Source organism: Neopusillimonas maritima, from assembly GCF_003576595.1.
GTDB lineage: Bacteria > Pseudomonadota > Gammaproteobacteria > Burkholderiales > Burkholderiaceae_B > Neopusillimonas > Neopusillimonas maritima.
In genome coordinates this window covers 577,292-589,883 of the sequence record NZ_NQOU01000002.1, presented here as the reverse complement: position 1 = coordinate 589,883, position 12,592 = coordinate 577,292, and the positions used below count along the sequence as shown (strand labels likewise).

14 protein-coding genes are annotated in these 12,592 nt (G+C 54.7%); 13 read left to right on the top strand and 1 reads right to left on the bottom strand.

Annotation, left to right across the window (positions count from 1 at the left end; all coding sequences use genetic code 11):
* Nucleotides 1-3 precede the first annotated feature (3 nt).
* Entirely contained in the window at nt 4-327 is a 324-nt protein-coding gene (gene fdxA, locus CJO09_RS07875) for a ferredoxin FdxA (RefSeq protein ID WP_119441861.1), read from the bottom strand.
* A 145-nt stretch (nt 328-472) separates the two neighbouring features.
* Here fdxA and CJO09_RS07870 point away from each other — a divergent pair, with 145 nt between their 5' ends.
* The 13 genes from CJO09_RS07870 (at nt 473) to CJO09_RS07810 (ending at nt 12,582) form a co-directional block, all read left to right on the top strand.
* The gene (locus CJO09_RS07870) at nt 473-1,231 is read left to right on the top strand and encodes a TetR/AcrR family transcriptional regulator (protein WP_119441860.1); all 759 of its coding nucleotides are present in this window, start codon (nt 473-475) and stop codon (nt 1,229-1,231) included.
* Nucleotides 1,232-1,263: 32 nt separating this feature from the next.
* Nucleotides 1,264-1,905, top strand: a complete 642-nt coding sequence (locus tag CJO09_RS07865; RefSeq protein ID WP_119441859.1) for a cysteine hydrolase family protein — start codon at nt 1,264-1,266, stop codon at nt 1,903-1,905.
* A 40-nt stretch (nt 1,906-1,945) separates the two neighbouring features.
* Nucleotides 1,946-3,154 carry a substrate-binding protein gene (locus CJO09_RS07860; RefSeq protein ID WP_119441858.1) on the top strand — a complete coding sequence of 403 codons (1,209 nt, stop codon included), beginning with the start codon at nt 1,946-1,948 and terminating at the stop codon, nt 3,152-3,154.
* Between the two features lie 33 nt (nt 3,155-3,187).
* The gene (locus CJO09_RS07855) at nt 3,188-3,922 is read left to right on the top strand and encodes an ABC transporter ATP-binding protein (protein WP_119441857.1); all 735 of its coding nucleotides are present in this window, start codon (nt 3,188-3,190) and stop codon (nt 3,920-3,922) included.
* Complete coding sequence (locus CJO09_RS07850) at nt 3,922-4,629, top strand: ABC transporter ATP-binding protein (RefSeq protein WP_119441856.1); 708 nt, start codon at nt 3,922-3,924, stop codon at nt 4,627-4,629. The genes CJO09_RS07855 and CJO09_RS07850 overlap by 1 nt, the downstream gene beginning before the upstream one ends.
* Before the next feature lie 18 nt (nt 4,630-4,647).
* Nucleotides 4,648-5,502, top strand: coding sequence for an ABC transporter permease subunit (locus CJO09_RS07845; RefSeq protein ID WP_114419149.1), 855 nt, complete (start codon nt 4,648-4,650; stop codon nt 5,500-5,502).
* A 1-nt stretch (nt 5,503) separates the two neighbouring features.
* Nucleotides 5,504-6,526 carry a branched-chain amino acid ABC transporter permease gene (locus CJO09_RS07840; RefSeq protein WP_119441855.1) on the top strand — a complete coding sequence of 341 codons (1,023 nt, stop codon included), beginning with the start codon at nt 5,504-5,506 and terminating at the stop codon, nt 6,524-6,526.
* A complete protein-coding gene (locus CJO09_RS07835; RefSeq protein WP_119441854.1) occupies nt 6,519-7,196 on the top strand; it encodes a cysteine hydrolase family protein in 678 nt (225 codons plus the stop codon). The genes CJO09_RS07840 and CJO09_RS07835 overlap by 8 nt, the downstream gene beginning before the upstream one ends.
* Before the next feature lie 149 nt (nt 7,197-7,345).
* Complete coding sequence (locus CJO09_RS07830) at nt 7,346-8,950, top strand: 6-hydroxynicotinate reductase (protein ID WP_119441853.1); 1,605 nt, start codon at nt 7,346-7,348, stop codon at nt 8,948-8,950.
* 18 nt (nt 8,951-8,968) lie between these two features.
* A complete protein-coding gene (locus CJO09_RS07825; protein WP_119441852.1) occupies nt 8,969-9,928 on the top strand; it encodes a UPF0280 family protein in 960 nt (319 codons plus the stop codon).
* Between the two features lie 35 nt (nt 9,929-9,963).
* Nucleotides 9,964-10,617, top strand: a complete 654-nt coding sequence (locus tag CJO09_RS07820; protein WP_119441851.1) for an amino acid synthesis family protein — start codon at nt 9,964-9,966, stop codon at nt 10,615-10,617.
* A gap of 134 nt (nt 10,618-10,751) precedes the next feature.
* A complete protein-coding gene (locus CJO09_RS07815) occupies nt 10,752-11,336 on the top strand; it encodes an amino acid synthesis family protein (RefSeq protein ID WP_119441850.1) in 585 nt (194 codons plus the stop codon).
* 55 nt (nt 11,337-11,391) lie between these two features.
* Nucleotides 11,392-12,582: an amidohydrolase family protein gene (locus CJO09_RS07810; protein ID WP_114419156.1), complete on the top strand. Its 1,191-nt coding sequence runs from the start codon at nt 11,392-11,394 to the stop codon at nt 12,580-12,582.
* Nucleotides 12,583-12,592 lie beyond the last annotated feature (10 nt).

Below are 12,592 nucleotides of genomic sequence, written 5' to 3'. Positions count from 1 at the left end.
CGTTTAGCGCTCGAGCAACTCGCGTTTATTGGGTTTGTCTTTCCACTCCTCGGCGTCTGGCAGCGAGCCGATACTGGAATCAATGACCTCCCATTCAGGTGCCAGTTCGGCATTGATGCGAATGAAATCGAGTTGATCCTGAGGCAGATCCTCTTCCGCAAAAATAGCTTCAACCGGGCACTCTGGCACACAGACGGCGCAATCGATGCACTCGTCGGGATCAATTACCAGAAAATTGGGGCCAATATGAAAACAGTCGACCGGACAGACATCGACACAATCAGTATAGCGGCACTTAATACAGGACTCGGTTACGACGTGCGTCATCTTTTAAACCTATGGTGTGAGTGAACACAAAAATTTTCCACATATTACGGCATAAATTTAATGTAGTAAATACCAAATTATTCGGAATTGACTACATTTATTTATGCCCCCAGAATGGCCTCAATCATAGTTTCTGAATGGCGCCATGGCAACAAGCAGCAGTAAAACTTCCCCGCGCACTCGGCGCAAAACCACGGCGCCGGTTGCCGTTGTCGGCCAGGCGCGCGCTCAGAAAACGCGCGACGCCATTTTGCGCGCCGCCACCCGTGTATTTTCCCGCCACGGCTTTGCGGGCGGCAAAATCGAGCAAATCTCGAGGTTGTCGCGCACGCACGACCGCATGATTTATTACTACTTCGGCAGTAAAGAGCGCTTGTTTGTTGAGGTGCTTGAAATTGCTTACGCCCGTATGAACGAGGCAGAGGCGGAACTGGAGTTCGACCTGAACGACCCGGAAAAGGCGTTGACCACCGTGGTGCATTTTGTTTGGCAGTACTACCTTGATCACCCGGAAATGATGACGCTGCTCAACAGCGAGAACTTGCAGCAGGGTAAGCATATTAAGAAATCCGCCCGGGTGTCCAAGTTGTCGTCACCGGCGGTCCAGGTGCTGGATCAGGTGTTGGTCGCCGGGGTCAAGAAAGGCTTGTTTCGTAATGACATCAGTGCACGCGACCTTTATATCGAGATTGCGGCGCTCGGCTATTTCTATTTGTCCAACCGTTTTACGCTTAGCGCGTTTCTGAATGTGGATTTGCGTTCGGCCGAAAACCTGGCGCACTGGAAAGCGTTCATTACCGACGTGACTTTGCGGTCGGTTAAGCAGACCAGTCAGACCGATGCGCGCAAGGCGTCACCTATCGATGCGGGGCAGTCGGCGTCAGTCGGCGCCCCCTCTTTCTGATTCATTCATTTGTTATTGCGCAGGATTTCCGTATGACTTCATCTTTTTCCGAACATCGTCAGTCTGATGAAATTATTGCTCTGGACGCCTCCCGTACGGCCGTGTTGGTAATTGACATGATTAATGATTTCTGTACGGCGGGCGGCGCCATGATGTTGCCCGGGGCTGACGTGCTCTATCCACCGCAGAATGCGGTGATGAGAGCCGCGCGGGAAGTGGATGTGCCGGTGGTGCATATCCAGGATAAGCACCGTCACGGTATGAAGTGCGATCGTGAGTTTTTGAAACGTACTCCGCACTGCATGGAAGGCGAATGGGGTTCGGCCATCGTGGATGAGCTAGAGCAAAAGCCGCAAGACCATTACGTAACCAAGCGCCGTTTTTCGGGCTTTTTCAATACCGACCTGGATTTGACGCTAAAGGATCTGGGCGTCGACACACTGGTTGTGATGGGCGTAGTGACTAATATCTGCGTGCGTTCAACTGTTCACGATGCTTTTTTCCTGGGGTATCGCGTGGTCGTGGTTGAAGACGGCGTTGCCGCAACCGGACCGCGAGAACAAGCTTCCTCTTTATATGACATCGCCACTCATTTCGGTGTTGTGTCGCGATCCGATTCCGTTATTCAGTCGTTAAAGCAAGGCAGTGAATTGCGTTTGGTGGAATGCCAATAAATGCGCTCAGGCGCGATCTACAAAAGTGAAGGAGCAACACATGAGTAACAAACACACCCTTACCCGTTCTTTCCTTGTTAGCCCTCGCCGGCGTTCCATGATGTTGGCCTCGGCCGGTTTAATGGGCGCAGGCCTGGTTGGTTTGCCGACATTGTCCCGTGCCGAAGAGGCCATTAAGGTTGGCATTTTGCAGCCGTTTTCCGGTGGCCTGGAAGCATTGGGAGCACAAGGAGGTCAGGCAACGCGCCTGGCGCTCGAGGAAGTGAATGAGTCGGGCGGCATTCTGGGCGGCCGCATGTTTGAGATGATTCGCGCCGATACCAAAACCGACCCCAAAACCGCGGTGGAGCGTACCAATGAGTTGATTCGCCGTTATCGCGTGAATGCCATCATCGGACCCGTGACGAGCGCCGAACGGGATGCGATTCAGCCACTGGTGGAACGCTACAAAACGCCCTTGCTCTATGCCACCGATTACGAAGGAGGCACATGCAGCCGCTACGTCACGCTGTACAGTTCGGTGCCTGACCAGTGGGTAAGCACTTTCATTCCGTACCTGGCCGAGAACGTGGGTAAGAATATGTTCCTGATTGGCAGCGACTACGTATGGCCGCGCAAAATCAACGAAGCCATTGGCAAAGTGGCGGCTGAGAAGGGGTCGAAAGTGGTGGCGGAAGAATACACGCCCTGGGGTGTGAAAGACTACACCAGCACCTTGCGCAAAATAGAGTCTTCGGGTGCCGATGTAGTGGTGATGTCGATTGTGGGCGCCGACGCGGTGACATTCATTAAACAGTTCGCCGCCGCGGGTCTGCAAGACAAAGTGAAAGTGGCTTTCTTCGGTTTCAGTGAAAACTATTTGGCCGGCCTAACGCCGAATGAGTCCGAAGGTATTTACACCGTATGTAACTTTACTGAAGCACTCGACAAGCCGGAAGCAAAAGCCTTGGTTAGGAAAGTGCGTGATCGTTTCGGTGAAGACGCCATCGTGAGTAACACGGTGGATGCGCACTACACCATGACCCAGTTTTACATTGAGGCGATCAAGAAAGCGAATTCGGCCGACAAGGAAGCCATTACCGATGCCATCGTAGGCCAGACTCTGATGTCAGGCAATGGCAAAGTCACCCTGCGCGAAAGTGATCGTCATGCTGACCTGAACATCCTCATTGCGCAAGCGCAGGGCGGCAAGATGCAGGTTCTGGAAGATATGGGGCTGATTAAAGCTTCACAGCAATGCGCAGCCTGAAAGTGATGTGTTGTCGGGTAACGAGGGGGCGGCATGCTGGAAGTTAAATCTGTGGTGAAGCGCTTTGGCGGTATCACCGTGCTGCATGGCCTCTCGTTGACCGTGCAGCCGGGTACCGTTAATTGCATTATTGGGCCGAACGGCTGTGGCAAAACGACGCTGTTCAACATTATTACCGGGAACTTGCGACCTGAAGAGGGGCAGGTGTTTTTGAACGGCACCGAGGTAACCGGCATGCCGGCGTATCTGGTGGCGCGCCGCGGGATTTCACGTAAATTTCAAATTCCGGGTGTTTACCCTGAACTCAGTGTGGTGGAAAACCTGATGATTCCGTTGGCCGGTCAGGGCGGCAAAGCGGGGGTGATGTCAACCTTGTTTTCCAGTCCCACCGAGCGATTGGCCGAACTGCTTGATCTGTGCGGCTTAACCGATAAAGCCACCGATAAAGTGGAAACCTTGGCGCATGGGGAAAAGCAGTGGTTGGAAATTGCCATGTTGCTGGCGTACGACGCCGACCTCATTATGCTCGACGAACCCACGGCAGGGATGTCCGTTCCCGAAACGCAGAAAACAGCGGAGTTGGTGCGTCGCTTGCAAACGGAGTACGGGAAAACCGTGTTGGTGATTGAACACGATATGAGCTTCGTGCGGGCGTTGGATTGCCGCTTGGTGGTGATGCTGCGTGGTCGGATTGTGCGTGAAGGGTCGTTGGACGATATTCAGAATGACCCCGAAGTCGTGGCGGCGTACCTTGGAGGAAGCGCGTAATGTTGAAGGTTGAAAACGTGATTGCGGGCTACTTGGCCGGCAGTCGGGTGCTCGATGGATTCTCCATGGAGATGAAAAAGGGCGAGGTCGTGGCATTGTTGGGCCGTAACGGTATGGGCAAAACCACTTTCTTGAAAGCCCTGATGGGCCACGTGGCCATTTCCCAAGGTTCCATGTTGTTCGACGGTCAGGAGTTGGCCGGCAAAAAACCGTATGAAATTGCGCGCATGGGAATGGGTTACGTACCTCAGGGGCGCGATATTTTTTCCGATTTCACCGTGGAAGAAAATTTGCGTATGGGTTTGCTGGGGCACCCAGGTAAGTCGAAGGAGATTCCCGACTGGGCCTTTGACCTGTTCCCCATTTTGCGTGAGCGCCGTACTCAGCGCGCGGGTAGTTTTTCCGGTGGGCAACAACAACAGTTGGCCATTGTGCGGGCCTTAATTGCCAAGCCCCAGCTGCTGCTTCTTGATGAGCCGTCGGAAGGGATTCAGCCTTCGATTGTGCAGGATATCGGCCGGGTATTAAGTGACATTGCCAAAGAGCAAGGCCTCACCATTTTGTTGGTTGAGCAAAATATGGAGCTGGTACTGGGCATGGCGCAACGTTGCCTGTTCATGGAAAACGGTCAGGTGGTTTATGAAACAGACGAAGTACAGGCGCTGAGGGATGACCCGGTGCCCATTCACAAGTACTTGGCGGTCTAGGTTTCTATGGAGCAATAAATGGAATTTGCAATTGAACTGGGCCTGGACACCCTGAGCTATTCCCTAAGCCTGCTGTTGGTGGCGTTGGGGCTGGTGGTGATTTTTGGCCTGATGAATGTCATTAATATGGCGCACGGTGAATTTTTTCTGTTGGGTGCTTACACCGTGTTGGCCGTTCAGGCGATGGAGATGCCTTACTGGTTGTCACTTATTCTGGCACCGCTTTTTCTGGCGGTCATCGGCATAGTGATTGAGCAGCTTGTGATCCGACATGTTTATCACCGCTTTATCGATACCATTTTGGCCACGTGGGGTTTGTCGATTGTCATCAAACAAGCCATTGTGATTGGTTTTGGGCCCACGTCACAAAGTATTGTGAACCCCATTCCCGAGCCTGTGAATATTTTGGGTGTGGTGTATCCGTCGATGCGCTTATTCATTATGGGCATGGCCTTGCTGGTGACCCTGGCCGTGTTCATTGTGTTTTATCGCACACACTTGGGCCTGGCGGTGCGAGGTGTGATTGCTAATCGTCCTATGGCGGCCTCGCTGGGTTTGAACACGCGCAGTATGGACCGCTGGACGTTCGCTTTCGGCGCTGCGTTGGCCGGTTTTGCGGGTGCGGTTATGGCTCCCATCATGAGTGTTGATCCGCAAATGGGCGGCGGCTTTCTGATCCCGGCGTTCCTGGCCATTATGGTGGGTGGGGTGGCGCATCTTATGGGGGTCGTGCTGGGTGTAGGCCTAATCGGCTCCACCAATACGGTGATTGCCTCTATTGATACCCAGGTGGCGGCGCAGGTGGCTGTGTTCATTCTGGCTATTGTCCTTATTCGCCTTTTCCCGGAAGGCCTCATTACCCGGAAGCGTTGATATGAATAAGCAAGGATTTTTAGGCGTTAATTTAACTGTGCTGGTGTGGGTGCTGTTGTTCTTGGCACCGCTGGCGCTGGACGAATGGACGGTGAGTCAGTTCGGCCAATATCTTACCTACGGCATTTTGGCCATGAGCCTGGCTTTTATTTGGGGCCAGGTGGGTATTTTGTGTTTCGGCCAGGCCATTTTCTTTGGTTTGGGTGCGTACCTCATGGCCTTAACCACATTGGAAAAATTTACGTGGTTTGGCGGTTCGCAAATCATGGGCTTGCTGCTGGCAACCGTAGGGCCGGCCATAGCAGCCTATATTCTCGGCAAATTGCTGTTTGTGGGTCGGGGTTTGTCGGGTGCGTTCTTTGCTATTGTGACCTTATGCGCAGCCGTGGTGGTTGAGATTGTGGCGCAGCGTATTGAGTTTATTGGCGGGTTCGACGGTTTGTTGGGTGTGCCGCCTCTATTTGCAGGCTGGCGTGATGGCGACATGATGACGACTAACGAGATGTTCTATGTGGTGCTCATTTCCGCCTTGCTGATTTATTTGGTGGCTTTGTTTGTCCAGCGCTCGCCGTTAGGGGCGGTGCTGGCGGGTATCCGCAACAATGAAGTGCGAACGGCGTCGTTTGGCTATAAAACAACCGACTTCAAAGTCCTGGCCTTTACGTTCTCGGGTGCCATGGCGGGTTACGCAGGGGCTTTGTTCACCGCGCAGTTTGGTTTTGTGTCGCCTGCCGTTATTGGGATGGCGTTGTCTACGGAAGTGCTGATTTGGGTGGCCGTGGGAGGCCGGGGCGTGCTGATGGCTGCCTTTCTGGGTGTGATTCTGGTGCGTTGGGTGGAAAGCCTTTTGTCCAGCGCACTAGGTGCGTACTGGCTACTGACGCTGGGCGTGCTGTTTATTGTCACGGTTGTCGTGATGCCTGAAGGCATATTTGGGCGTTTGTTCAAACCACCGTTGCCGCGTAAGTGGCGTAACCCGTTGCGCGGCGGCGACCGTTCAATAACAAGGAAAGCTAATGCATAAGATTCAATTGAACCCCGAATTGGTTGAGCGTAGCCGTGGTCATCGCGGTCGTGTTCAGGCTTTTCATCGAATTGACCCTAGCAAAACTGCCCACTTAATTATTGATATGCAGAATGGCTTTGTTGAGCCGGGCGGCGCCGTGGAAATTCCGCTGGCGCGCGAGATTGTGCCCAACATTAATAAGGTCAGCGCCGAGGTGCGCCGCGCAGGCGGCGTGAATGTGTTCTTGCGTTTTACCTACGATGAAACCGAAGCGACCCCGTGGACGGTTTGGTACAACGTGATTGCGTCGCCGGAATCCAAACGAGCGTCTGCCGAGGCTTTTTGGGAGGGTGCGCATGGTCATCAGTTATGGCCCGAGCTTGAGGTGCAAGACGACGATCTGATCGTCAACAAGACGCGTTTCAGTGGTTTTACGCCCGGTACAAGTGAGTTGGATCGCATATTGAAAGAGCGCGGTATCGAGACCGTGATTATTTCCGGCACCATGAGTAATTGCTGCTCGGAAAGTACCGCGCGTGATGCACAGCAAATGAACTACCAGGTGGTGTTTCTGGCGGACGCCAACGCCACGTTAACGGATGAAGAACACAACGCGACCCTGAACAACGTACAAACCTTGTTTGGTGACGTGTTGATGGCCGACGATGTACCGCATTTGTGGCCATAGGGTTAGCGTACGAAATTTGCACGTATACACTACAATTATTGTCGTCAAAAATCTTTTAAGCTATTATCAAATATAGTGTTTATAAAATATAAATGTAACTAACACGTGGTAAGTGGGTGGCGTGCACACAGCACAAGGAGTTGTCAGAAATGACTGAACACACAAAAATCGATCACAGCATGGATAACCTGGACGACACCACGTCCAGTACCTCGGGACCAACGGTATTGGAAAAATCCAAGCCGCGAAGCGAGAAAATGGCTTCAAACAAGGTAGAGTGCAACGCCTGTCCGGTGCTGTGCCAAATTACGGATGGCCGCACGGGTGCCTGTGATCGTTGGGGTAATGAAGACGGCAACTTGGTTCGTATCGACCCCGTTATCCTGATGCGCCGGCTCGACGATACGGGGCTGGCCACGCGCCACGAACCCGTTGCGGGCGACGCCCCCGAGGGCCTGGTGAATGCCCGCACGCGCGATGTTGAGGCGAATGCCGTTTCCGACCCGAACGATTTGTTCGTAAGCGGCATTGGTTCAGGTACCACCTACCCCGATTACAAACCTGCACCGTTCATTGTCTCGTCGAAGGCGAACGACGTGGATATGGTCACTGTGGTCACCGAAGGTATCTTCAGTTATTGCAGCTTCAAGGTCAAAATCGATACTGATCGTTATCTGGGCCCGGAGCAATCGAATATTCGTTTTAAAGGCGAAATTGTCGGCCACGTTACAACCGCGGAATATGGTTCGCAAATGTTGTCATTGGGTGGCGTGCACCACTTAACCGGTGGCAGCAAGAAAGAAGGCCGCATGACCTGCGACATGATGATGGCGCTGGGTAATAAAGAAGCGGTAGAGCTGTCGATCGACGGCGGTGCGCAACTGGTGGTTCAGGCCGGCAAAGCCCCCATTGTCGACGGCGTGGAAGAAAAGCGCATGCGGGTGGGCTGCGGTTCAGCGGCGATCGGCATTTTTGCCAAGCAATGGTTCGGTCACACCGACGAAGTGGTGGTGGTCGACGATCACATTACCGGGGTGCTCAGCGAGCACCAGGCCGGGCGTTGTCTGGATATTCCCCCTACCGGCATCAAAATGAAAGGGCGTAAATCCACACCGGGCCGTTACTTCCAGGTGGCCAACCCCGGTAACGGTTGGGGCGGTACCGACATTTCCGACCCGCTCGCCATTATTGAAGGCTTCAACCCCGACGTGGCCTGGCCGGGCTTGCGTATGTTGATTACGTCCACCACCGGCGAGCATGCTGAATACTACGAGCTTGACGACGACCTGAAACCGCAGCGTAAGCCCATGCCCGATGCATTGCAGAAAACAGTGGAGCGCATCGGTGAAAATTGCGAGCCCTCGCTGGCCAGCGTGCTGTTCCTGGCGGGTGCGGGTGGCTCTTTGCGTGCCGGGGTCACCGAAAACCCCATTTGGCTAACGAACTCCATTAAAACGTCGCTTGTGAACGTAACGTGTGGCGGCGCCCCCGCGTATATCTGGCCGGGTGGCGGCATTACCGTGATGGTCGATGTGCTTCGCATGCCCGACAACTCATTCGGTTATGTGCCGACACCGGCCATTGTGGCGCCGATCGAGTTTTCCATGAAGCTGGACGACTACACCCGTTTGGGTGGCCATGCCGACGCAGTGCGTTCGATTCAAGACGTTGTGGAAAAAGATCGCCACCGCATTATTGAATGGCACGACGAGAACAGCCCCTGGCCCCTGGGTCGTAAACCCATGCTGGCCTAAGCGGCCCGCGCTACGGGCATGACGCAGCACGCGCTTCAGGAACGCACGCGCAGCGCCCCTTCGGGGGCGTTGTGTGCAACGTTGCCCGATGGCCGCACGCATTTTCAGCATGGCCCGATTGATTTGATTATTGGGGTTGAAGGTGACCCCGACGCGGTTAATGCCGGGTTGGAGCGCGCCTGGGAACGGTTTTCCCAGATATTGCCTGAACTGGTGATCGAGTTGAAAGCCCTGCGCCGGCCTATTCCGAATACATTAGAACCACGCGCATCTTTTCATTCGGCAGTTGCCCAACGCATGTTTGCCGCCTGTTGGCGCCATCGAGCGCAATTCGTCACCCCCATGGCGGCGGTGGCGGGTTCGGTGGCCGATGAAGTGCTGGAAACTTTGTTGGGGCGGCCGGGTGCAATGGTGTCCGGGGCAGATGTGCGCCCTGACTTCCCACGCGCTTACGTAAATAACGGTGGCGATATCGCCTTGCATCTTGCGCCCGGCCGACACTACACCGTGGGCTTGCTTAGTAACCCCGAAGCGATTCATGTTGAAGGCGGCGGCTTGGCGGTAGACGGTCGTTTCACCATTACCCCTGAAATGGGCATTGGCGGGATTGCCACCAGCGGCTGGCGTGGGCGCAGCCAAAGCCTGGGTATTGCCGACAGCGTAACGGTATTTGCACCGCAAGCGGCACAGGCCGACGTGGCCGCCACGCTCATTGCCAACCAGGTGAATGTGTCGCATGATGCCATTGAGCGCGCACCCGCCAACACCTTAAAAGATGACGCAGATTTAGGTGATTTGCCCGTCACAGTGGCCGTAGGGCCATTGCCGCCCGTTGCCATAAAGCAGGCGCTGGATGCAGGTGAAACCGCTGCCCGCGTTATGTTCGAACAGGGCGCTATTTTGGGCGCAGTGTTGGTGTTGCAAGGGCAGGCCCGTTTCATATTGCCGCAAAACATTATTGAAAACGCATTGAACTGATTCTTTAAATTTCCAGGAAAGCAGGAAGGAACGTCATGTCAGACCTTATTGAAGTACGGAACATCCAAACCCAGGTTGAAACGATTTTTCATGAATTCGGGCCGGTGGCTGATAAGCCGTTAATTCGGGGGTCGGTGGCGGCCGTGTTGAAAAACCCCTATGCCGGGCGCTATGAGCCCGACATTGTGCCCATGATGGAAGCCTTGAACCCCGTGGGCCTGGAAATGGCCGAGCGCCTGGTGAAAGCCATGGAAGTCACGCCCGACGATATTGAAAGCTATGGCAAGGGTGCCATAGTGGGTAGTGCCGGCGAACTTGAACACGGTGCGCTCTGGCATGTGCCCGGTGGCTACGCCATGCGCGAACTGTTGGGCTGGAAGGGCGATCGTTCTTCCTACAAACAAGGTCAAAGTTCTGGGCAAAAAGGGTTAGAGATGGGGCGTGCGCTTTCCATTGTGCCTTCAACCAAGAAAGTGGGCGACCCCGGTACGCGTTTAGACGTGCCCCTTACCCACGTTACCGCCAGCTATGTGCGTGGCCATTTCGATGCCATGGAAGTGTGGGTGCCCGGCGCCCCGGCGCGCGACGAAATTGTGTTTGTTTTGGTGATGGCAACTGGTGGGCGCATTCACCAGCGCGTGGGCGGCTTAACACCCGACCAGATCAGCAAGTACGACGGTTTGCGCTAAGCGCGTTAAATAACACGGCGCTCGCAAGTAATCGTGCGTGTTGCCGAAGCGTTTCGCGTTAAAGCCGATTGGTTAAGAATGAGTAGATATTCTGCAAAAAGTAGTGTCAGAAAAGACCCGTAAGGAGAGTAAAAATGGCAGCAAAGATTCGCAAGATCGTCGTCACCGTTGACGAAACCCGTATCGAAATGGGCAAGCAAATAAACCCACCCACGCGTCGCGCGGTGGCGGTAGCGGTAATTGAAAACCCGTATGCCGGTAAATATGTTGAAAGCCTGGATGACCTGATTGCCGCGGGTGAAGAATTGGGCGGTTTGCTGGGCGAGAAGTGCGTACAGGCATTGGGTATTCAGCCCGGCCAGGCAGAAAGCTATGGTAAAGCTGCCATTGTGGGCGAAGCCGGCGAGCTGGAGCATGCGGCGGCGATTTTGCACCCCAAGCTGGGCGCACCCTTACGCAAAGCCATTGAAAAAGGCGCGGCGCTGGTACCGTCGTCCAAGAAAATGGGGGGTGTGGGTGCTGCAATCGACGTGCCCCTGGGCCATAAAGATGCGGCCTATGTGCGCACCCACTTCGACGCGGTAGAAGCCCGCGTATCCGACGCACCGCGCGCCAACGAAATTGTGGTGGCTGTGGCCGTCACTGATTCCGGCCGCCCCTTGCCACGCGTAGGCGGGCTTACCAAGGATGAAATCAAAGGCGAAGACGGTTTGCGTTAAATAATGTGCACCGCGCGCTTAATTAAAGGGCGCGGCATACAACAGGAGGAACAACATGGCAGCAGCAGCTCCCGAAGCCAAATCCGGCAAAGTAGTCATTAAAAATATTGGTTTGCTCTTGTCGGGTGACCTCGACAACCCCATTCTTGAAGCCGACACCATTGTGGTGAACGACGGCCGCATTGCGGCGGTGGGTAAATACAAAGATTGCGATGTGGAAGGTGCCGATCGCGTGATTGATTGCCGGGGTACTGCGTTGGCGCCCGGCCTAATCGACTCGCACGTTCACCCCGTAGCGGGCGACTGGACACCGCGCCAGGGTCAAATCGGTTGGATCGACTCAACCCTGAACGGTGGGGTGACCACCATGATTTCGGCCGGTGAAGTGCATTATCCCGGTCGCCCAAAAGATATTGTGGGCTTGAAAGCGTTGGCCATTACTTCGCAACGAGCCTTTGAAAATGCCCGCCCAGGTGGTGTGAAAGTCTTGGCCGGTGCGCCGGTGATTGAAAAGGGCATGGTCGAGTCCGACTTCAAAGACCTGGCCGACGCGGGTGTGAAGCTGTTGGGTGAAATTGGCCTGGGTAGCGTGAAGGCGGGTGACGAAGCCGCTGAAATGGTGAAATGGGCGCGCAAGTACGGCATTCAAAGCACCATTCACACCGGCGGCCCGTCCATTCCAGGTTCGGGTCTCATCGACAAAGACGTGGTGCTGGAAGCAGATGCCGACATTATCGGCCACATTAATGGCGGCCATACGGCGTTGCCCTATAAACATGTGTGTGAATTGTGTGAGCGTTCCACGCGCGGCATTGAAATTGTGCATAACGGTAATGAGCGCATTGCCATTCTGACTGCGCGTCATGCCCATGAACTGGGCTGTTTGCACCGTGTCATTCTGGGCACCGACGGCCCGGCCGGCTCGGGTGTGCAACCCTTGGGGATTCTGCGTATGATTGCACAGTTGTCCAGCCTGGCCGACATTCCCGCTGAAATTGCGTTCTGTTTTGCCACCGGCAATACGGCCCGCATGCGCGATCTGGACTGCGGCTTGATCGAGGTGGGGCGTGCGGCCGACTTCGTAATTATGGACCGTGCCCAGCACACACCGGCCGAGAACATTCTGGAAAGTGTTCAGTTGGGTGATATTCCAGGTATTGGCATGGTTATTATCGACGGTATTGTGCGTTGTCAGCGCAGCCGCAACACACCGCCGGCCACGGAGTTGCCGGTGATTGAAAAGTAAAAAGGGGTGA